The 21,327-nt window shown below is 42.2% G+C and carries 16 protein-coding genes; 2 read left to right on the forward strand and 14 right to left on the reverse strand.

Translation table 11 applies throughout. The features are described from left to right. Nucleotides 1–378: 378 nt before the first annotated feature. The 3 genes from BM102_RS13640 to metK all read right to left on the reverse strand — a co-directional run bounded on the left by BM102_RS13640 (nucleotide 379) and on the right by metK (nucleotide 3,462). The gene (locus tag BM102_RS13640) at nucleotides 379–1,068 is read right to left on the reverse strand and encodes a response regulator transcription factor (protein WP_033152829.1); all 690 of its coding nucleotides are present in this window, start codon (nucleotides 1,066–1,068) and stop codon (nucleotides 379–381) included. Then, nucleotides 1,061–2,215, reverse strand: a complete 1,155-nt coding sequence (locus BM102_RS13645) for a sensor histidine kinase (RefSeq protein ID WP_177194977.1) — start codon at nucleotides 2,213–2,215, stop codon at nucleotides 1,061–1,063. Before BM102_RS13645 ends, BM102_RS13640 begins: the two co-directional genes overlap by 8 nt. 65 nt (nucleotides 2,216–2,280) lie before the next feature. Further along, entirely contained in the window at nucleotides 2,281–3,462 is a 1,182-nt protein-coding gene (gene metK, locus BM102_RS13650; RefSeq protein ID WP_074790876.1) for a methionine adenosyltransferase, read from the reverse strand. Between the two features lie 183 nt (nucleotides 3,463–3,645). Between metK and BM102_RS13655 the strand changes: the two genes are divergently transcribed. Beyond that, the gene (locus BM102_RS13655; protein ID WP_090482856.1) at nucleotides 3,646–4,773 is read left to right on the forward strand and encodes an HD-GYP domain-containing protein; all 1,128 of its coding nucleotides are present in this window, start codon (nucleotides 3,646–3,648) and stop codon (nucleotides 4,771–4,773) included. Here BM102_RS13655 and recD2 read toward each other — a convergent pair. The 7 genes from recD2 to uvrB form a co-directional block, all read right to left on the reverse strand. Beyond that, the gene (recD2, locus tag BM102_RS13660; protein ID WP_177194978.1) at nucleotides 4,763–6,994 is read right to left on the reverse strand and encodes an SF1B family DNA helicase RecD2; all 2,232 of its coding nucleotides are present in this window, start codon (nucleotides 6,992–6,994) and stop codon (nucleotides 4,763–4,765) included. The genes BM102_RS13655 and recD2 overlap by 11 nt on opposite strands. Nucleotides 6,995–7,047: 53 nt before the next feature. Further along, complete coding sequence (locus BM102_RS13665; protein WP_090482858.1) at nucleotides 7,048–7,506, reverse strand: hypothetical protein; 459 nt, start codon at nucleotides 7,504–7,506, stop codon at nucleotides 7,048–7,050. A gap of 90 nt (nucleotides 7,507–7,596) precedes the next feature. After that, the gene (locus BM102_RS13670) at nucleotides 7,597–8,415 is read right to left on the reverse strand and encodes a flagellar hook-basal body protein (protein ID WP_044936423.1); all 819 of its coding nucleotides are present in this window, start codon (nucleotides 8,413–8,415) and stop codon (nucleotides 7,597–7,599) included. A 155-nt stretch (nucleotides 8,416–8,570) separates the two neighbouring features. Continuing rightward, the gene (locus tag BM102_RS13675) at nucleotides 8,571–9,377 is read right to left on the reverse strand and encodes a flagellar hook-basal body protein (protein ID WP_044936424.1); all 807 of its coding nucleotides are present in this window, start codon (nucleotides 9,375–9,377) and stop codon (nucleotides 8,571–8,573) included. 149 nt (nucleotides 9,378–9,526) lie between these two features. Further along, on the reverse strand, nucleotides 9,527–10,510 hold the full coding sequence (locus BM102_RS13680) for a rod shape-determining protein (protein ID WP_044936425.1): 984 nt from the start codon (nucleotides 10,508–10,510) through the stop codon (nucleotides 9,527–9,529). A gap of 355 nt (nucleotides 10,511–10,865) precedes the next feature. Next, nucleotides 10,866–13,688 carry an excinuclease ABC subunit UvrA gene (uvrA, locus tag BM102_RS13685; RefSeq protein ID WP_090482861.1) on the reverse strand — a complete coding sequence of 941 codons (2,823 nt, stop codon included), beginning with the start codon at nucleotides 13,686–13,688 and terminating at the stop codon, nucleotides 10,866–10,868. Nucleotides 13,689–13,742: 54 nt separating this feature from the next. Further along, entirely contained in the window at nucleotides 13,743–15,731 is a 1,989-nt protein-coding gene (uvrB, locus tag BM102_RS13690) for an excinuclease ABC subunit UvrB (protein WP_044936427.1), read from the reverse strand. A 769-nt stretch (nucleotides 15,732–16,500) separates the two neighbouring features. On the opposite strand from uvrB, the gene BM102_RS13695 reads away from it, so the two are divergent. Next, complete coding sequence (locus BM102_RS13695) at nucleotides 16,501–17,364, forward strand: hypothetical protein (RefSeq protein ID WP_090394805.1); 864 nt, start codon at nucleotides 16,501–16,503, stop codon at nucleotides 17,362–17,364. Nucleotides 17,365–17,429: 65 nt separating this feature from the next. Here the strand turns inward: BM102_RS13695 and BM102_RS13700 are convergent, their stop codons facing one another. The 4 genes from BM102_RS13700 to BM102_RS13715 form a co-directional block, all read right to left on the reverse strand. Continuing rightward, nucleotides 17,430–18,056 (reverse strand): YesL family protein, encoded by a 627-nt coding sequence (locus BM102_RS13700; protein ID WP_044936428.1) that lies wholly within the window; start codon nucleotides 18,054–18,056, stop codon nucleotides 17,430–17,432. 3 nt (nucleotides 18,057–18,059) lie between these two features. Continuing rightward, nucleotides 18,060–18,755: a hypothetical protein gene (locus BM102_RS13705; RefSeq protein WP_090482864.1), complete on the reverse strand. Its 696-nt coding sequence runs from the start codon at nucleotides 18,753–18,755 to the stop codon at nucleotides 18,060–18,062. 99 nt (nucleotides 18,756–18,854) lie between these two features. Then, entirely contained in the window at nucleotides 18,855–20,438 is a 1,584-nt protein-coding gene (locus BM102_RS13710) for a glucose-6-phosphate isomerase (protein WP_074790861.1), read from the reverse strand. Between the two features lie 109 nt (nucleotides 20,439–20,547). Continuing rightward, nucleotides 20,548–20,904, reverse strand: a complete 357-nt coding sequence (locus BM102_RS13715; protein ID WP_090482867.1) for a hypothetical protein — start codon at nucleotides 20,902–20,904, stop codon at nucleotides 20,548–20,550. Nucleotides 20,905–21,327 lie beyond the last annotated feature (423 nt).

Consider the following 21,327-nt stretch of genomic DNA (forward strand, 5'->3'; position numbering starts at 1 on the left):
ATTATCTCTTGTAAGATGCGACAAGGAATACAACGACTTCTATCACCTCAAATACAAAGAGGTAAACAGATACCAACATAAACGTGCACTCGCATTAACTGCCCGTAAACTTGTGCGATTAGTCTTTCGACTGCTGAAAGACAATCGTCTATATCGTCCAGCATAGTAGTATCACCTACTTGCTGATGAGTACGCCCTGCTCATTTAAAAATATGGTCGACAGGGCTTAGGTGGTCGTTTTTTCTTTTCGTGAAATATATCAAAAAATAAAAGAATTTTTATTCTTCTTCACTTGACATCACACCGCTGGACTTATTAATTGAGTCTTAATAGAATTTTAGCACTTTTCTGTATTCTTTCATAGTTTTCGCAAAATTCTCACACTTTAAATCTGTAGCCTACGCCCCAGATTGTTTCGATGTACTGTGGCTTTGATGTGTTCAACTCAATCTTTTCGCGAATCTTATTTACATGCACTGTAACAGTAGAGATATCACCGATTGATTCCTCTCCCCAAAGTGTCTCAAAAAGCTGCTCCTTCGAGTAGATAACATTTGGATTCTCTGCAAGGAATGTAAGTAAATCAAATTCTTTTGCAGTAAATGTCTTTTCCTCACCATTTATCCATACACGGCGGCTAGCCTTATCAATACGAAGTCCACGAATGCTGATTTCATTCTTTTGAATAGCTGGTGACTGAACGAGGCGCTCATATCTTGCAAGATGAGCCTTTACTCTCGCTACAAGCTCACTTGGTGAAAATGGCTTCGTGATGTAGTCATCTGCACCGAGGCCAAGTCCTCTGATTTTGTCGATTTCTTCTTTTTTAGCTGTAACCATGAGAATAGGTACATTTTTAACCTCACGGATACGCTTGCAAAGCTCAAATCCGTCTACACCTGGAAGCATTAAATCCAGGATGTACATATCGTAGTTGCCTGCCAAGGCCTTCTGTAAGCCCTTTTCTCCATCAGCTTCTATATCTACTTCGAAATTAGAAAGCTCTAGGTAATCTTTCTCAAGCTCTGCAATTGCTTCCTCATCTTCGATGATTAAAATTCTACTCATTTACGACCTCCTCATTTTCAATGAATTTTCTAATGACGAAATACATTGTTGTACCTTCGTTTTCCTTGCTTGTAACCCAAATCTTGCCGCCGTGGTCCTCGATAATTTTCTTTACTATTGAAAGACCAATTCCACTTCCACCGGCCGCAGAATTGCGGGATGTATCAGCTCTATAGAATCTATCAAAAACATATGGCAAATCTTGTGTTGCAATTCCCTTGCCATTGTCCGAAATTTCCACCTGAACAAAATCACCAACATCCTTTATGACTATACCAACACGGGATGCCACATCTGCCCTCATGTATTTAACAGAGTTGCTGACGATGTTGTGAATGATACGACCTAGCTGCTCTGGGTCTGCAATTATCAAAACATCTGGGTCTACAAAATTAGCATAATCAAGCCTGATATGCTGGTTTTCAAGATCCATACCAAGCTCTTCGATACAGTCCTCAAAGTACGCTCTCAGGTTGAGCTTTTGGAAATTGTATGGAATCTTGTTGGTATCGATATTTGAATACAGGGTCAACTCATTGATAAGTGTATTCATTTCATTGGCCTTGTTGTATATTGTGCGAATGTATTTCTCCTGCTTTTCAGGTGTGTCTGCAACACCATCAAGCATGCCTTCTGCATATCCCTTGATAGCAGTGATTGGGGTTTTAAGATCGTGAGCAATATTTGAAATCAACGCCCTCTGCTCTGCCTCATCCTCAAGCCTGTCCTTTGCATTATTCTTAAGACGAACTCGCATGTCTTCAAATGCATTACAAAGCTCACTCATTTCATCTGTACCTTGGCTTGCTACGCTGAAATCAAGGTTGCCTTCTTTGATATTATTAGCGGCAACCTTTAGCATCTTTAACTGTGGAGCGATTCCTCTGTATATCCAAACAACCATAATGATTGCGGTCACAAGGAGAATTACAAACTCAGAAATACAGAAGTTTGTAACCAACTCGTCAAACTTTCCCGCCTCATCCATATATGCCTTAAAAGAATGCATAATTTCGCTGGATATGATTTGCTCTTCCGTGGCCTCCAATACAAGTTTTTTCATTCCCAGCATCAAACTGCAAAACAGTGCCACTGGAACAAGTGTGATTATAAAAAATGAAATAATAAGTCTGTTTTTTAGTTTCATAATACTTACCTCATAAAAAATAGGCAGCCCCTAAGGACTGCCTAAATTATAACATAAGTGATTTATTAAAGATATTTCTTTAAAGCCTCTGCTTTGTCTGTTGCTTCCCATGGAAGCTTAACATCTGTACGGCCGAAGTGACCATAAGCTGCTGTTGGACGATAGATTGGACGACGAAGGTCGAGCATCTTGATGATTCCTGCTGGACGAAGATCGAAGTTCTCGCGAACGATTTCGATAATCTTTTCATCTGAAAGCTTTCCTGTGCCGAATGTATCAACCATAACTGATGTAGGTTCAGCAACACCGATAGCGTATGAAAGCTGAATCTCGCATTTGTCTGCAAGACCTGCTGCTACGATGTTCTTTGCAACGTAACGTGCTGCATATGCACCTGAACGGTCTACCTTTGTGCAGTCCTTTCCTGAGAAAGCACCGCCGCCGTGACGAGCGTATCCACCATATGTGTCTACGATGATCTTACGTCCTGTAAGACCTGCATCGCCATGAGGACCACCAATAACGAAACGTCCTGTTGGATTGATGTAGAACTTTGTCTTGTCATCAATCATGTCCTTTGGAAGGACTGGATCGAATACGTATTTTTTGATGTCTTCGTGAATCTGTTCCTGAGTAACATCTTCATCATGCTGAGTAGATAAAACTACAGCCTCAAGTCGAACTGGCTTGCCAGCCTCGTCATACTCTACAGATACCTGTGTTTTGCCGTCTGGGCGAAGATAGCTAAGTGTGCCATCCTTGCGGACATTGGTAAGCTGAAGAGCAAGTCTATGAGCAAGAGAAATAGGATAAGGCATGAGTTCTTCTGTTTCGTTAGTAGCGTAACCGAACATCATACCCTGGTCACCAGCGCCTGTATCCAGGTCATCTGTAAGTGAGCCTTCCTTTGCCTCAAGAGCCTTGTCAACACCCATAGCAATGTCAGCGGATTGTTGATCAAGAGCGACCATAACAGCGCAAGAGTTTCCATCGATGCCTTTCTTTCCATCGTCATAACCGATTTCAAGAAGAGTCTTGCGAACAATAGCTGGAACATCAAGCTGTGCCTTTGTTGTGATTTCGCCTGTTACAAGAACGAATCCTGTACATGAAGCTGTCTCACAAGCAACACGGCTCATTGGATCTTCAGCTAGGCAAGCATCGAGGATGGCATCCGATACGGCATCACATACCTTATCTGGATGGCCTTCTGTTACTGACTCTGAAGTAAAAAGTAACTTTTCCATTTTTTGACTCTCTTTCTTAAAATAAAAAAATTAGTTGCCTAAGCTTATATAGTATAACGTCATATGGGATTTTCGGCAATAGACATATTTTTATAACTGTCATCGTCTAAGTATTGCCTTGTAATCCCGAAATTGTATACGTATAATTATAATATATAATTATGAAAAATTAGAGGTAGAACAATGACACTAGCAGTAGACGAATTGAAGGCTGGTATGGTTGTAGCTGAACCTATCATGACCAAGCGTGGCCAGACCATTTCAAAAGCTGGTGAAACGCTGACAAATCAGCTTATTGCCAAGCTTGCCTTTTACAAAATCGAAGCGGTTACTGTTGAAGACCCTGAGCCAGAACCTGAGCCAGAGCCAGAACCAGAACCAACTCCTGCTCCTGCTTCCGCTAAACCAGAATCAAGAGTCAGTGACCAGATCACCTATACTCAGCGCCTGAAAGCTTCTCCAAAATTTCAGAAGTTCCAGTCGGACTATGCGTTGAATATCGGTTACTTAAAAGAAAACTTTGAAGCTATTATCGCAGGAGGTGGCGCAGAATGCTCCGACCTCATGCTTGAGAACTGTGAGTCTCTTTTCAAATCAAAGACTTCACTTGAGCTTTTAGATATGCTTTCAAACATGCGTAACTTAGATGACCCAATTTACACTCACTCTTTGAACGTAGCCCTCATTTCCCGTTCAATCGGAAAATGGCTTCAGCTTCCAAAGAATGATTTGAACGTCCTTACACTTGCCGGTCTTCTTCATGATATTGGAAAGACACAGATACCAGAATCTATTCTGAACAAACCTGATAAGCTGACCGCAGAAGAATACGCCACAATGAAGACTCATCCTCTTCTTGGCAAAAAGCTTCTTAATAATAAGGGCTTTGATTCCAGAATTCTTTCCGCTGCTTTACAGCATCACGAGCGAAGCGACGGTAGTGGCTATCCTAGAGGCCTTCTGGAAGATGAAATGGACGACTTCTCATGTATCGTTGCCATTGCTGATGTTTACGATGCAATGACTTGTGCCAGAGCACATCGTGATCCACTTTGTTCATTCCAGGTTATTGCTGAGTTTGAAAAAGAAGGACTTCAGAAATACCACACTAAATACGTGCTCACTTTCCTTGAGCGTATTGCAAACGCCTACAGCAACAGCCGCATTATTCTTAATAATGCAAAAACAGGCCGCGTGGTTTACATCAATAAGAGCAACCTTTCACGACCTGTTATTCAAATGGACAACGGCGACATCATCAATCTCGCCGATTCTGTCAACAAAGATTTATATATTAAAGCTATTCTATAAAGGCTTCCTGTATTCTGTCTTTCAATCCAGAATACCTTGCTGCCTGGGATGTATTATCCACCATAGAATAAAATACATTTGCGTCGCCTACCATGGTGACGCATTTTTTTGCTCTGGTAATGGCAGTGTAGAGAATGTTTCTGTTCATTAACATCTTTGGACCATCCATAACTGGCATTACAACTGCTGGATATTCAGAACCCTGGGACTTGTGAATAGTGATAGCATATGCTAGCTCCAATTCGTCCAGATTAGCAAATGGATAAACCACTTTTCGTTTTTCTTCGTATTCTACTGTGATAGTCTTAGCCCAATCGTTGATATCCTTGATGATTCCCACATCTCCATTAAAGACACCAACACCCTTTTCAATGGTGATGTTGTAGCCACCGGTGACTTCCCACTCTAGCTGATAATCGTTACGAATCTGCATAACCTTATCGCCCTCGCGGAAAATACGAGTATCTCCTGACCACTCTTTTTTGTTAGGGGCAGGTGGATTTAGGAAATTCTGAAGAATTCCATTTAATCGCTCTACACCAATCAATCCTTTTCTGGTAGGAGTGAGAACCTGTATCTCGCTAATGCCAGCATCTACGTATTTTGGCATTTTATCTCTAACAAGAGTAAGCATGACATTGATGATTGTGTCAGCATCATCTCTCTTTAAAAAGAAGAAATCCTTTGATTTATTATCAAGTACAACATGCTCTCCCTGGTGAATTTTGTGAGCATTTACGACGATGTCACTTTCCTGAGCCTGACGGAAAATCTTTTTCAGGGTAACCGCCGTGAATCTTTCTGATGCTAAAATATCCTTTAGAACATTTCCAGGGCCAACGCTTGGTAGCTGATTTTCATCACCAACCAGAATAAGTCTAGTACCTGGTGAAATTGCCTTTAGCAATGAATACATCAAAGACACGTCTACCATGGACATCTCATCAATAATGATTACATCACACTCAAGAGGATTCTCCTCGTTTCGGTCGAATCTGGCAAATGATGTGACGCTATCATCGTCATTCATGTTGCCTGCAACCTCAAGCATACGATGAATTGTTCTGGCTTCGTAGCCTGTAGCTTCACTCATTCGCTTGGCTGCGCGACCTGTTGGAGCACCTAGGAAGATATTGTAGCCCTGGTCCTCAAACAGCTTAATCATGGTGGTGATAGTTGTTGTTTTACCAGTACCTGGACCACCGGTAAGAACGAAAAATCCTCGCTCTGCCGCTGCAATTACAGCATTTTTCTGAAGTTCATCAAGCTCCACTTTCTCTTCGATTTCGATTCTGCGGATAGTGTTTGAAAGGTCTTCCTTATCAACCTTATATTTCACATCCAGCTCACGAAGCATGCCGGCGATTGACTCTTCCATGCGATAGAATGCCTTTGAATACACCTGGCGATTTCCTTCAGAGTCTTTTTTTATAATTATCTTACTATCCATAGCAAGATTCATAATCTGGGCATCGATTGTGCCCTCATCTACCTTTAGCAAATCCTGTGACATACGATTGAGGGTCTCAATTGGGAGATAGGTGTGTCCCATTCCAGCTCCCTGGCCAAGGATATATTGAATACCGCCCTTAATTCGAAATTCAGAGTCCACCTTTATGCCAACCTGGCTTGCGATTTCATCTGCAGTTTTGAATCCGATTCCTGAGATTTCATCTGCAAGCTTGTATGGATTTGTCTGTATAACATTGTAGATTTCATTGCCGAAACGATTGTAGATTTTGATAGCCTTATTGCCATGAAGGCCGTATTTATCAAGAAAAATGATGGCATTTCTAATATCTTTTGCACCAACAATCTGGTCGGAAATTTCCATAGCCTTTGTGATTGAAATGCCCTTCACTTCCGCAAGTCGCTCAGGCTCATCCTCTATGATTCTGAAGGTATCAGCACCGAACTTCTTTACAACTCTGGCAGCGAGCTTTGGTCCGATTCCCTTGATAGCTCCAGAGCCTAAATATCTTTCCATGGATAGCTCATCTGCCGGTGCCTCCACCTCATAGCTTGCCACCTTGAACTGCCTGCCGTAGGTTGGATGTTCCACAAATTCTCCTCTAAGGAGAAGATTTTCACCTTCTCCAATTACAGGAAAAAGTCCTGTACATGTGAGCAAATCATCATCTGCCACAAAGTCCAGAACTGTGTATCCATTATCTGTATTTCTAAAAATTATGTTTTCTACGTAACCCGTTAATTCTTCCATGGGTACAATAATAGCATAAAAAAACACCGCGTACTATATGTACGCGGTGGTCATTATGCTAAAACTTCTGTCACTTTTGACGCGTTTGTCTGTGCGATGTCTTCTGAAACTGTAGCTGCGTCAACACCTGCGGATTCTGTCTGAGCGCCTGTTGTTCCGGTAATTCCATAGTTGCGCATAATCTGCTCAACAAAATCATCTGTTACATCTCCACCAATTTGGTCTACAAGCTGAGATGCAACCTCTGTGATTGCCTTGTCCATATACAAATCCTTGTACATCGACATGTTTGTGTCTTTGTTTTCTTCGTCTTCGTTTACGAAAGACTCCTTAACCTGCTTTACAACCTGCTCCATCATGTAAGTCTCGAAGCTTTTAACAGCATCTTCGATTTCTTCTCTTGATGAATTCTGGGAAATATTGCCAATTGATTTGGCAGTTGTTTCCGCTGCTGCTTTCGCCTGGTTGGTGTATTGCGATTGCAAATACGTATTCATACTCGTTAAATCCATTTCTCAATCCCCCTATTAGATAGATTTGGCATCATCCGCATCCCCTCTTCTATCAGCTAGTTAACCTACGCTCCGCGTAGGCTTGTTACTTTATCTCTTAAGGTTATTAGCCTGCTCCAACATGGTGTCTGAAGTAGTAATCGCCTTTGAGTTCATTTCATATGCACGCTGTGAGATGATAAGGTTTACCATTTCATCTGCAACGTTGACATTTGAGCCTTCCAGGTAGTTCTGAAGAATAGAACTTCTGATAACGCCGTTTGTGTTCCATTCTGAAACTGGCTCACCGGAAGCTACAGTCTCATCATACAAGTTTTCACCGATTTTTGAAAGACCAACTCTGTTTGTAAACTGATACAAAGCAATTGACTGGCCTGTGGCTGTGTATGTGCCATCGGCATTTCTATATGAAATAGCTCCGTCATCTGGATTTACTGTAAATCCATTTTCACCTGCTGTTGCAGGAAGTGTAATTGGATTTCCGGCTTGATCTAGTACCTTATAGCCTTCTGCTGTAGTAAGGACTTTTGCACCTGTGTTGTCGATAGCCCATGTGAAGTTACCATTTCTGGTGTAGTGAGTTTCATCACCATCCTGTACAGCAAAGAAGCCTTCGCCTGTGATGCACATCGCTGTGTTGCTATCATTTGCAAGCTGGGCGCCCTGTGTGAAGTTAGAGTTGATTGAAGCAACTCTTGTTCCAAGACCAACCTGTGCGCTAGTAGGCTTTGCCTCGCCCTCTGCGTTTGTGCTGGTTGCTTGGAGTGTTTGATATAGTAAAGTCTTGAACTGTGTACTCTGAGCTTTATATGCTGTGGTGTTAACATTTGCAAGGTTGTTTGCAATTGTGTCTACTGATGTCTGCTGGCTCTTCATTCCTGAAGCTGCAGCCCACAAAGATCTCATCATAAGCTAATTCCTCCTAGAACTATGGCTCGCCAGTTACGCTCTCAATCCTAACATCTTGCTCCGCTCAGCGAAGAATGCTTCGCTTGAGCAAGAGTTAGAGATTTATAGCTACTGGCTATCTATAATCTACTAATTATTGCTTAGTGATTGGCCACTTATACCTGGCCGACCTGATTTACGGTCTTATCTAATGTTTCGTCCTCGGCCTGAATCATTTTCTGGCCTGCCTCGTATGCTCTGGCTATGGTAATCATTGTAACCATTTCATCAACTACATTGACATTGGATGATTCAAGAACCCCCTGCTCGATGTAGCCATTTTCTGCTTCTATTATTTCTCCTCCATCAATAAGTGAATAGAGGTTTTCGCCGTATTTATTGATGTAATCGTAATCAGCTACATCCACCAATCCGATTGTATCGACTTCCTCGCCATTCTGAGTGATTGTTCCGTCCTGTGCCACTGCATATTCCAGTGCTGGATCAATCTGTACGTAATAGTCCTCGCCGTACTGTCCGGTAAGGGCTCCCTCTGAATTGAGGAGGTAATCTCCGTTGGATGTTCTGATATAACCATCTGTGTCTACTGTGAAAGCACCGTCTCTTGTGTACATGACTGATGTTTCACCAGCTTTGTTTGTGTAAGCAACTGCAAAGAATCCGCTTCCTGCAACTGCTAAATCTGAAGGTTTGTCGGTAATCTGGAATCCGCCCTGCTCCCAGTTAGTGTAAGTCTCGCCCACCTTTGTACCAAGAGAAATGTATCCGATTCCTTCTGGTCTGTTTGCAAGTGCTGATGTGTCCTTAATCTTGATTGCTAGGCGCTCGTCAAATGACTGTGCCACCATGCCTTCCTTTTTAAAGCCTGTAGTGTTGGAGTTGGCAAGGTTGTTAGTAATAGTATCAAGACGCTTCTGCTCATTAATCATGCCTGTATAGGCTGTATAGAGTCCTTTTACCATGGAGTCTCCCTTCTTTTAGACTTGGTTATAATACTCTCCATCTCTTTTATCGGTTTTCCGAAAAATAAAATTAACCCCTTTTATGGAAAAATATTATTTTTCATAATCATTTTACCATATAAAGGGGTCAAACATTCAATATTATTTAATTAATCTCCTGAAAGAAGCTCTACATAGCGACCTGTACCGATAGCTACGCATGTCATTGCCTCATCAGCAGTCATTGTGTTGATACCTGTGCGGTCCTCGATAAGCTCCTCAAGACCACGAAGAAGTGCACCGCCACCTGTAAGAACGATACCTCTGTCTGCAACATCGGCTGCAAGCTCTGGTGGAGTCTTCTCGAGAACTGAGTGAATAGCCTCAACAATCTGCATTGTAGATTCCTTGAGAGCTTCCTCTGTCTCCTCTGAAGAAACAGTGATTGTCTTTGGAAGACCTGAAACAAGGTTACGTCCTCTAACGTCCATAGTCTCTGCTTCGCCAAGTGGGAAGCAACGACCAATCTTAATCTTAATATCCTCGGCTGTACGTTCACCGATAAGAAGGTTGTGCTTCTTTCTCATGTAACGAACGATTGCCTCGTCGAAATCATCACCAGCAACCTTGATAGATGTGCTGACTACTGAGCTACCAAGTGAGATAACAGCGATATCTGCTGTACCACCACCGATATCTACAATCATATTTCCCATTGGAAGAGAAATATCGATACCAGCACCGATAGCTGCTGCGATAGGCTCCTCAATAATAGAAACCTCACGAGCGCCTGCTGCAAAAGCTGCATCCTCAACGGCACGCTTCTCAACCTCTGTAGCGCCAGAAGGAACACAAACAGCAATACGAGGCTTGCGATAGCTCTTCTTGCCCATTGCCTTCTGAACGAAGTACTTAATCATTTTCTCTGTAACTGTGTAGTCAGAGATAACACCCTGACGAAGTGGACGAACTGCCACGATATTACCAGGAGTACGTCCAATCATAAGACGTGCCTCCTCGCCGATTTCCTTAATCTTATTAGTATCTCTATCAAAAGCCACAACTGAAGGCTCTTTTAAAACAACGCCCTTGCCCTTTGCATATACAAGAACGCTTGCTGTACCCAAATCAATTCCGATATCTGATGCTGCCATGTTATTATCCTTTCTAATTCTAATCTATTCTACTGCCTTATCGGCAGAATTGCGCATTTTCACGTTTCTATTATATACGAATTATTTCATTATTCAAGTATTTATAGTGTCCTCTTTGCCAGTTACGCAGACAAGCCTTAGTATTTCAGATAATAAAAAAGCCAGCGTAAAACGCTGGCGTAATTCTCGGGGAGTGCGACCAAAGTCTCCTTCGGTCGCTGAGTTATGAAAAATTTGGTATTAGCTTTCCGCTAGTACATGAAGTAATATACAGTGCTTATGTGATGGCTATGTGAAGATTTGTGAAAAAATGTCCCATATTACCAATCTTCCTCACCTCTGTGAACGTGCGGTTTTATATATAATCTTTCAAATATTGCCCCGTATAACTCTTTTTTACCTTTACGATGTCTTCTGGTGTACCCTTGGCTATAACAGTTCCGCCACGATCACCTCCATCTGGACCCATGTCAATTATGTAGTCTGCACACTTAATAACATCAAGATTGTGCTCGATTACTACAACTGTGTTTCCTGAATCAGAAAGCTTGCGCATGATTTCAACAAGCTTGTTTACATCGTCAAAATGAAGACCAGTAGTTGGCTCATCTAAGATGTAGATTGTCTTGCCTGTAGCACGACGTGAAAGCTCTGTAGCAAGCTTGATTCGCTGTGCCTCTCCACCTGAAAGTGTAGTGCTTGGCTGACCAAGCTTGATATAGCCAAGTCCTACATCATAAAGCGCCTGGATTTTATTAAGAATGCTTGGAACATTTTTGAAGAATTCCACAGCCTCTTCAACTGTCATATCAAGCACATCGTAAATTGTCTTACCTTTATAGTGAACCTCAAGAGTCTCGCGGTTGTAACGCTTGCCGCCGCAGACTTCGCAAGGAACGTAAACATCTGGCAGGAAGTGCATCTCAATTTTGATGATACCATCTCCTGAGCAGGCTTCACATCGGCCGCCCTTTACGTTGAAGGAGAATCTTCCTTTATTATATCCGCGCTCCTTCGCCTCAGTTGTTCCGGCAAACAAATCACGGATCAAATCAAACACACCAGTGTAAGTGGCAGGGTTTGAACGAGGTGTGCGTCCGATTGGAGACTGGTCGATATCGATAACCTTATCAAGGGCCTCTGTTCCAATAATATCATCGTGCTTTCCTGATACTTTTCTTGCACGATTCAGGCGCTTTGCCAAATCCTTGTAAAGAATCTCATTTACAAGAGAGCTCTTTCCTGAGCCAGACACACCTGTAACAACTGTCATGATTCCAAGTGGAATATCAACATCGATATTTTTAAGGTTGTGCTCGCGGGCGCCCTTGATAGTAAGCCATCCCTTTGGCTCGCGGCGCTCCTTTGGAACAGGGATGCAAAGCTTACCACTAAGATACTGGCCGGTGATAGATTCTGGGCATGCCATAATCTCCTCTGGTGTACCAGCGGCGATGACTTCTCCACCGTCCTTGCCGGCGCGAGGTCCGATATCCACAAGATAATCCGCAGCGCGCATAGTATCAGCGTCGTGTTCTACTACGATCAGCGTATTTCCAAGGTCTCTAAGGCCTTTGAGAGATGCTAATAACTTGTCGTTATCTTTTTGGTGGAGACCAATAGATGGCTCATCCAAAATGTAGGCTACGCCGACAAGACCTGAACCAATCTGTGTTGCAAGACGGATTCGCTGTGCCTCTCCACCTGAAAGTGTGGCAGTAGCGCGGCTAAGTGTAAGATAATCCAAGCCAACATCTACCATGAACTTCAGACGAGCCTTGATTTCCTTCAAGACAACTGCACCGATTTTTTTCTGCTGCTCTGTGAGATTGAGACCGTCAATCATTTCGTACAATTCACGGACAGGATACTGAGTCATTTCGAAAATGTTTTTATCATCCAAAGTAACTGCAAGAGATTCCTTCTTCAAACGCTGACCATGACAGCATGGACAATCACTGTAGAACATGAACTCCTCGTACTCTTTCTTTGCTGATTCCGAATATGTTTCCTTGTATCGACGGCTAACATTTTCGATAAGGCCTTCGAATACGGTAGGGTACACTCCGCGGCCTCGTTGGCCTTCGTAATGAACATCTACTGACTTGTCGAATCCATGGATGAACATGTGGCGAATCTTCTCTGGTAGCTCCTTGTATGGAGTATCGAGAGAAAACTTGTATTCTTTGGCAAGTGCCTCAAGCAAGGCGTGAGCAAAGCTTGTGGATTTATTAGATGACTGCCAACCGATAACCTGAACTGCCCCCTCATTGAATGAAAGGCTCTTGTCAGGAATCATTAAGTCCTCATCAAACTCCATCTTGTATCCAAGACCGAAGCACTCTGGACAGGCACCAAATGGATTGTTGAAGGAGAAGCTTCGTGGCTCCACCTCGTCGATGCTGATTCCACAATCAGGACATGAGAATCCCTCAGAGAAATTGATTGGTTCTCCATCGATTACATCAACAATCATCAATCCTTCAGCAAGCTTGAGAACTGCTTCGATAGAATCTGTAAGACGCTTTTCGATGCCTTCCTTTATAACAAGTCGGTCAACAACGATTTCAATGTTGTGCTTTATATTTTTATCAAGCTTTATCTCTTCAGATAAATCGTATACATTTCCATCAACGTTTACACGAACATAGCCCGATTTCTTTGCCTTTTCAAAAAGCTTTTCATGTGTACCCTTTCGTCCGCGGACAACTGGGGCAAGAAGCTGAATCTTTGTGCGCTCTGGAAGTGCCATAATGGCATCAACCATCTGGTCTACAGTCTGTTTGCTGATTGGCTTGCCGCAATTTGGGCAATGAGGCACACCGCATCGAGCGTAAAGCAGACGCATGTAGTCATAAATTTCTGTAACTGTGCCGACTGTAGAACGTGGGTTGTGGTTGGTACTTTTCTGATCAATTGAGATAGCAGGTGGCATACCTTCCATGTGCTCTACATTTGGCTTTTCCATCTGGCCAAGGAACTGGCGGGCATATGAAGAAAGTGACTCCATGTAGCGACGCTGGCCCTCGGCAAAAATTGTATCAAATGCCAATGATGATTTACCTGAACCTGACAAGCCTGTGAGAACAACAAATTCATCACGAGGAATGTCCAGGCTAACATTTTTCAGGTTGTGCTCATTGGCACCCTTTATTTTTATATATTTTCTTTCTTTCATTTTCTTTTCCTCATAAAAATGACTTGTTTTACAAGTCTATCCTACAAGATAGCATTACTCTTCAGACATATCTCTAAGCATGTTTTTAAGCTCAACCATCTTGTCGCGGTATTCTGCGGCAGCCTCGAAGTTAAGCTCTGTGGCGGCTTTCTTCATCTTCTTCTGAATGTCGCCAATCAGCTTCTCAAGCTCCTGCTTGTTCATCTCTTCAGGATCCTTCTTGAACTGCATCTCCTTGTGAGCGATTTCCTTAGAAATAGAAATAAGCTCACGGACTGATTTTTGAATTGTCTGTGGAGTAATGCCATGCTCCTTGTTGTAAGCCTTTTGAATCTCGCGACGGCGCTCTGTCTCGGAGATGGCCTTTTCCATGGATTCCGTCATGGTATCTGCATACATGATAACGTGACCCTCTGAATTTCGGGCAGCACGGCCAATTGTCTGAATCAGCGAACGCTCGCTTCGAAGGAAGCCTTCCTTATCAGCGTCAAGAATCGCCACAAGTGTGATTTCCGGAATATCCAATCCCTCCCTGAGAAGGTTGATTCCAACCAGAACATCAAACACATCCAAACGCAGGTCGCGGATGATTTCCGCACGTTCCATGGTGTCGATGTCGGAGTGCATGTATTTTACTCTGACTCCAAGCTCGGCAAGATAATCTGTTAAATCCTCTGCCATTCGCTTGGTGAGAGTTGTAATCATTACCTTATTTTTCTTTTCAACTTCCTTCTGGATTTCGTTGAAAAGGTCATCTATCTGCCCCTCAACTGGGCGCACCTCAACCTCTGGATCAAGAAGGCCTGTTGGGCGGATAACCTGCTCAGTGCGAAGCAACTCATGCTCTTCCTCGTAGTCTCCTGGTGTAGCTGACACAAACATAATCTGGTCAATTTTTGATTCGAACTCACCAAAGTTTAGAGGACGGTTGTCGAGAGCTGATGGCAATCTGAAGCCATACTCAACCAGCGTCTTTTTGCGGGCCTGGTCGCCTGCAAACATACCACGAACCTGTGGCAAAGTGATGTGACTCTCGTCCACTATAATAAGGAAGTCGTCGTTGAAATAATCAATCAAACACTTTGGTGGCTCACCAGGCTGCTGATTTGTCATGTGCCGGCTGTAATTTTCGATGCCAGAGCAAAAGCCTGTTTCACGCAGCATTTCAATATCGAAGTTTGTACGCTCTGCGATACGCTGAGCTTCAATAAGCTTGTCCTCGGATTTGAAAAACTTCACTCGCTCATCCAGCTCGGCTTCGATGCTGGCGCAGGCTGCGTTAATCTTGTCCTGTGGGATGACGTAGTGACTGGCCGGGAAAATCGCAACATGCTCTAGCTCACGTTTCACCTGACCAGTCATAATATCTGTCTCGCAAATACGGTCAATTTCATCTCCAAAGAACTCGATGCGAATGCCGTAATCGCTGGTGTTGGCAGGGATAACCTCCAATGTGTCACCACGAACGCGGAATGTGCCTCGATCGAAATCCATGTCATTTCGCATGTACTGGATGTTAATCAGCTCATGGATAACATCGTCCCTATCCTTCATATCCCCTGGGCGAAGGCTAACCATCATGTTTTGGAAATCGTCTGGCTCGCCGATGCCGTAAATGCAAGAAACAGACGAGACAATAATTACATCCCGTCTTTCTGATAATGAAGCTGTGGCTGAAAGACGCAGCTTGTCTATTTCATCGTTAATTGAAGAATCCTTTGCGATGTATGTATCAGTGCTAGGCACGTAGGCTTCCGGCTGATAATAATCATAGTAAGACACAAAGTATTCCACAGCGTTCTCCGGGAAGAATTCCTTAAACTCGGAATACAGCTGGCCCGCCAAAGTCTTGTTGTGAGCAATGATCAAGGTTGGCTTGTTGAGCTGCTCGATAACATTGGCCATGGTGAAGGTCTTTCCAGAACCGGTAACGCCAAGAAGTGTCTGCATCTGGTTGCCTTCTTTGAATCCTCGCACCAAATCTGCGATTGCCTGAGGCTGGTCGCCTGTTGGCTTATATTCTGAATGTAATTTGAAATCCATAGTTTAGCCTTTCGGTTCAATTGTACACAATCGTATGTAATGTATTATAGCACAGCAGTATGATTAGTCAAACATTTGTTTGCACCGCCTCGCTTTATGTTATTATACTTGACAAATTTGTTTTATCTATGTTATATATAACATTTGTGTGACTCACAACACACATTTCAATTTCATGCAGTATCAATATCGTAATGAACAGCAGCATTACCAGGATTACTTGCATGTCACGCCGATTTATCGGCTTTTTCCCACCAAAGACAATTGAATAATGGCATGATATGAGTAGATTTTTGTAGATTTTGGTTGTGCGGTAACTTTCTGCAGCTTTTAGCATGGGCTTAACTTCTAGGTATTTAAGTGTTTATTCTTAATCCTTTTATACCACTTACTCTCCCTTTAAGATAGTTAAGTGCATTTTTCTATTTTCTTATTACGCTTACTTTTTCTCTGAAAAGTTAAGTGTATTTCAACTTATCTATGAAAAAGTTTACCGCCCAACTATATTTGTTAAGTGTAATCTCTAATCTTTCGAAAATCGCTTATCCTCTCTCTTTTTTTGTTAAGCGTTTTTCAGTCATTTATTATTTCCACTTATACTTATATAAAAATGTATAAGTGCTAATTTCATTCTTCAAAAATACACTTACATTTTCCAAAAAAATGTGCGCTTTTTTCCTTTTCTTATAATTACCACTTAACTTTTATCTACAATCATCTCACTTGGCATTATTTATCCAAAAGACACGTGATTAGCAAAGGAGTTTTAATGGTTACTGAGATTAAATCAAATCGTCCTTCTGTATTTTATAACAATACGGGATGGCCCAATCATCCAACACAGACAATAGTGAGAATGCCAACTACTGAAGAACTAATCTCCCTAATTCGATCATATATTAAGTCTACTGAAAAGGCACTAACAAAGGCTCCTACCGGGCGAATACAGTTGCATACTAGTAAGGGCTATCCTCGTTACTATTATTATGCTGATAACTCGGCAACTGGTAAATACGTTTCAGCTAATGACATACTATTAATATCATCTATATGTCAAAGAGATTATAATCTAAAGATTCTTAATGCTCTTTATAATCAGCTTAAACGAATCGAACATAAACAGCAGGTTAATCTTCCTTATGAACTTGATCAAATTTATCATTCTTTTAAGCAAGGAAAGCAAAGTATGATATCTCCCATTATCAGTCCAATCGAAGATTATGTTCGCGAATGGTATGCCTTAACACCCGCTTGCCAAAATACTTTTCCAGCAAAAACAATTTATTTAACCAATAAAGGTGAGCAGGTTCGCTCGAAGTCAGAAAAAATAATTGCCGATAAGCTCCAAATGATGGATGTTCCTTATATTTATGAACCCAAGATTATACTAAATGGGATCAACAAGTATCCTGATTTTTTAGTTCTAAATAAAAGGACTAGGGAATCATTTATTTGGGAACATTTTGGTTTATCCGACAATCCTAATTACGCTTCACAGAATCTAATTAAAATGACATTATATGAAAAAAATGGGTTCGAAATTGGCCGAAGGGTCATACCTTCATTTGAAACGATAGAACAGCCACTACAAGCCGAGCTTATTGATGAAAAAATTGTCACTTTTCTAATTTAATCTTATCTAATTCTTTTTTTATAAAAAAACGAGGATGCCACTTTAGTTGACATCCTCGTTGTATTTTATAATTCATCCTCTTTTGCGATGTCTTCCTCGGTCATGTATTTGCGGAAGACTTTTTCGAGAATTGGGTGCAATGTGCAGGAAATTATTCCTGGTGCGAATAAGATTAAAAATAGGAATCTGTAGCAAAGGTAATAGATGGCGATTAAAAGCACAAGCATTACCAAAGTCCAGCCGATGTTTGCAATCATGAAAACTGCTGAGACTTTGAATGATTCCTTGAAGCCATTTTCAAAACGGGCGATGTACGCAAAATGGTAGATTGCCCAAAGCACTGTGAATACTAGAAGCACCATGAAGAAAATTGATGCTGCTGCAAATGGGCTGTCTGGCGATAAGTAATTTCTGGTGATGTAGATATCGCCTCCAAGGATTGCATATAGCAAAATGAAAATCAGCCATGACAATGTGGACTGCTTGAAGTTGTCCTTGAATGAGTGGAAGAACTCAGTGGTGTAACCGCGGCCCTTGTAGATGCATTTGTGTGTGGCATAGTAAAGTGCTGTGGAGCTGGCGCCGATTGTCACAAGGGGCAATGAGCATGCCAAGAAGTAAAAACTAATCAAAATCACATCTGCGATTTTTGAAATCCCATCAATAAATCTGTTGTTAAATAATTTTTCCAAAACCTATTCTCCTATTTCTATTTTATAAAGCAGATTGTAGAAATTCTGCATGTATTCTTCATTTCCTGATAAATCAACAATCACTAAATAACACATGTTGTCGTCCAAGCCGAAGTATTCCTGAACTTTTGTGCCGGAAATATCGATGGCTGCGTAGTTGTCGAAGTATGTGTCGTCGTTTTCGTTGCGTTGACTGAATGTAGCTTCGCGATTTGCCCATAAATCCAAGAGATTGTCGGGAAGCTGCTTTGTCACATCTAGTGGTGTGCCAAGGTCGCATAAATACTGGACTCCCGCTTCATCGGTGAAGGCGAAATCCATCTGCCCTGATACGGTGTAGATATCGATTTGATTGTAGTAGGCTGTTGAATTTGCATCCACATCTCCGGATAAACCAGCCACCATAGAAAAACCTTCGTGCTTATCCATGCCAAGCAAATCTGGCATTGTCTTTTCTAGATTCTCATCGACCTGAGATGAATTGATAACAACTCCATATAGCTTGTAATCTATGTACGTCATCTGATGGTGGACGAACCAACCAATCACTCCGATGATGACAAGCACAATCAACATGTGCATCCAATAATACGTAAATACGTATCCAATCTTTTTATCTAAAGGCATCTGGGCTAGCTTTGCTTTTTCCCCTGCCCATGTTTTAGTAACCTGCTCTTGCTCATTGTCTTGATATGCCATATTAACCCACTCCATTATTTCGTCTAGAACCTATCGTAACGTAAAAAAACGGCTACCGCAATAAGCGATAGCCATTTTTAATAAACATTTTATATTCGATTAAATATCAAGAAGCTTTGCGTATGCTGCAAGTGCATCTGATGTATCGCCAGCAAGTACCTTCTTTGCAAGTACCTTACCAAGCTGAACACCTTCCTGATCGAATGAGTTAACATTCCATGCAAATCCCTGGAACATAACCTTGTTCTCGAAGTGAGCAAGGAGTGCACCAAGTGTCTCTGGTGTGAGCTGGTCACCAACGATAATTGATGATGGGCGGTTGCCCTCGAAGTACTTGTTGCGGTTGTCGTCGTCCTTACCGCAAGCAAATGCCATAATCTGAGCTGCAACGTTTGCCTTAAGCTTCTGCTGTGATGTGCTGCCTTCGATTACAACATCTGTTGCCATCTGGCTGTTCTTGAAGCCAACGAACTGAAGAGGGATGATGTTTGTTCCTTGGTGAAGGAGCTGGTAGAAGCTGTGCTGTCCGTTTGTACCTGGCTCACCAAAGATAACTGGACCAGTAACATAGTCAATTGCCTCACCGAAACGGTTAACGCTCTTGCCGTTTGACTCCATGTCGAGCTGCTGTAAGTGAGCAGGGAAACGGCTAAGTGCCTGTGAGTATGGAAGAACGGCTGTAGACTCATATCCAAGGATATTTCTCTCGTATACGCCGATAAGTGCATCAAGTAATGCTGGGTTCTTGCGGATATCTGTGTTCTTTGCAAGAGCATCCTCTGCAGCTGCACCGTTAAGGAAACGAGCAAATACATCAGGACCGAATGCAAGTGAAAGAACTGCGCCACCTACTGAAGATGTAGATGAGTAACGTCCGCCGATGTAATCATCCATGAAGAATGCATCAAGGTAATCAGATGACTTTGCAAGTGGAGATGTCTCTGATGTAACGGCGATCATGTGCTTTGAAGCATCAAGACCAGCGTTCTTAAGAGCATCCTTAACGAATGACTCGTTTGTAAGTGTCTCAAGTGTTGTACCTGACTTAGAAACGAGGATGAAGATAGAGTGAGCAACATCAACGCCTGCAAGAACAGCTGCTGCATCATCAGGATCTACATTTGAAATGAAGTGAGCCTCCATCTTGAATGTGCCTGTAACCTTTGCCCAGTTCTCAAGAGCAAGGTACATAGCGCGAGGACCAAGGTCTGATCCGCCGATACCAATCTGAACAACAGATGTGAACTTCTCGCCTGCTTCGTTAACGATTTCGCCAGCGTGAACCTTGTTTGCGAACTCAGCGATGCGCTCCTGCTGCTTTACATAGAACTCTCTCTTGTTAACGCCATCAGCCATAACATCATCGCCAAGCTGACCACGTGTGAGCTGGTGAAGAACGAGACGCTTTTCACCTGTATTGATAACCTCTCCGTTGTAGAGGGCTGCGAACTTGTCAACAAGCTGTGCCTCGTCAGCAAGCTTTGCAAGTGCATCAAGAACTGTGTCATCAACCTGCTTTGAAGCAAAGTTGTAAACCATGCCGTTTGACATTGGCACGCAGTACTCAGCAACACGCTTTGCACCATTTGCACCAGCCATAGCTGTCTTGAGCTCTACCTGATTCTTAAGCCCCTGGAGAGTCTTGAATGACTCGAGCTTATCAAAATTTTTCCATTCTACCATTTTGAACACTCCTTTATATAAAACAATGTATATTGAAAACGATTTCAGTGAAAATTTTATAATAAAAGCATTTGCTTTTCAAGGAATGAGACTGGTTTTTCACAATTAATTAAAGTTCCGAAAACTTCCTTGCTCCAAAATCATCAAACTTCACCCAATAATTGTCTAGATGATTGTTTCCATTGTTCTTCTTTATATATAAATCGAAATCCATTTTATCCATTCCAAGAGCCCGAAGGTGTTCGCGATAGAACATGCACCCCTCTCTGATGGTGCGACGCTGGAAGAATCTAACAAAGCTCCCATAGGAAACGCCCAACTTTGCCAGCTCCCAAGGATATAGCTTGCCTTGGCTTAAGTCTGTTGCTTTTATTAATTCTCTGTCCTTTATTTCAAAATCCATAAGAGGAGTATCCAGAAAATATAGTATTCCCTTGAGATTGTTGATTAATCTAACTTCTGCCATAATTCCGACATCCTCCTTTCATATTCCCTAGCAAATGGTGTATTTAGAGTATCCAGATAGGTGATTTGTTTTACATCCCTTCCTAATGTTTCAAGCCTCAAATGCTTGAATTATAGGTATTTTTTCTTCCTTTATAACCTCAAATCAAGAGCAAAATTGCATGAACAGTCATTGTATCTGGTACTGAATAGCTAATTTTAGGTACACTTCATAAAGCATCCTGATTTTTCTTTATGAAGGCGTTTATTCCTCTGTTAGCTATGATAGTGAACCTTCCGTGTCTATAGGGATCGTGTCCCAACTTCCTTCGTCCCACCTGTTCATACACTGAGTGCCAGCCAAGCTATTTACCAGGGTCTATGCCCCACGGAGAAAACTCCTGCCAGCTACAGCTCTTGTTTGTCTTTGATTAATACCGACCTT

It is taken from the genome of Pseudobutyrivibrio sp. JW11, assembly GCF_900115355.1.
GTDB lineage: Bacteria > Bacillota > Clostridia > Lachnospirales > Lachnospiraceae > Pseudobutyrivibrio > Pseudobutyrivibrio ruminis.

Excerpts from the sequence above, each read along its gene's own strand:
- uvrB (WP_044936427.1), bottom strand. The coding sequence starts at position 15,731 with ATGGATTTCAAATTACATTCAGAATATAAGCCAACAGGCGACCAGCCT.
- BM102_RS13645 (WP_177194977.1), bottom strand. The coding sequence starts at position 2,215 with ATGAAACTAAAAAACAGACTTATTATTTCATTTTTTATAATCACACTT.
- recD2 (WP_177194978.1), bottom strand. The coding sequence starts at position 6,994 with ATGGAAGAATTAACGGGTTACGTAGAAAACATAATTTTTAGAAATACA.
- BM102_RS13715 (WP_090482867.1), bottom strand. The coding sequence starts at position 20,904 with ATGGCAGAAGTTAGATTAATCAACAATCTCAAGGGAATACTATATTTT.
- BM102_RS13670 (WP_044936423.1), bottom strand. The coding sequence starts at position 8,415 with ATGATGAGATCTTTGTGGGCTGCAGCTTCAGGAATGAAGAGCCAGCAG.
- BM102_RS13680 (WP_044936425.1), bottom strand. The coding sequence starts at position 10,510 with ATGGCAGCATCAGATATCGGAATTGATTTGGGTACAGCAAGCGTTCTT.
- metK (WP_074790876.1), bottom strand. The coding sequence starts at position 3,462 with ATGGAAAAGTTACTTTTTACTTCAGAGTCAGTAACAGAAGGCCATCCA.
- BM102_RS13640 (WP_033152829.1), bottom strand. The coding sequence starts at position 1,068 with ATGAGTAGAATTTTAATCATCGAAGATGAGGAAGCAATTGCAGAGCTT.
- BM102_RS13705 (WP_090482864.1), bottom strand. The coding sequence starts at position 18,755 with ATGGCATATCAAGACAATGAGCAAGAGCAGGTTACTAAAACATGGGCA.
- BM102_RS13665 (WP_090482858.1), bottom strand. The coding sequence starts at position 7,506 with ATGGATTTAACGAGTATGAATACGTATTTGCAATCGCAATACACCAAC.
- uvrA (WP_090482861.1), bottom strand. The coding sequence starts at position 13,688 with ATGAAAGAAAGAAAATATATAAAAATAAAGGGTGCCAATGAGCACAAC.
- BM102_RS13710 (WP_074790861.1), bottom strand. The coding sequence starts at position 20,438 with ATGGTAGAATGGAAAAATTTTGATAAGCTCGAGTCATTCAAGACTCTC.
- BM102_RS13675 (WP_044936424.1), bottom strand. The coding sequence starts at position 9,377 with ATGGTAAAAGGACTCTATACAGCCTATACAGGCATGATTAATGAGCAG.
- BM102_RS13695 (WP_090394805.1), top strand. The coding sequence starts at position 16,501 with ATGGTTACTGAGATTAAATCAAATCGTCCTTCTGTATTTTATAACAAT.
- BM102_RS13655 (WP_090482856.1), top strand. The coding sequence starts at position 3,646 with ATGACACTAGCAGTAGACGAATTGAAGGCTGGTATGGTTGTAGCTGAA.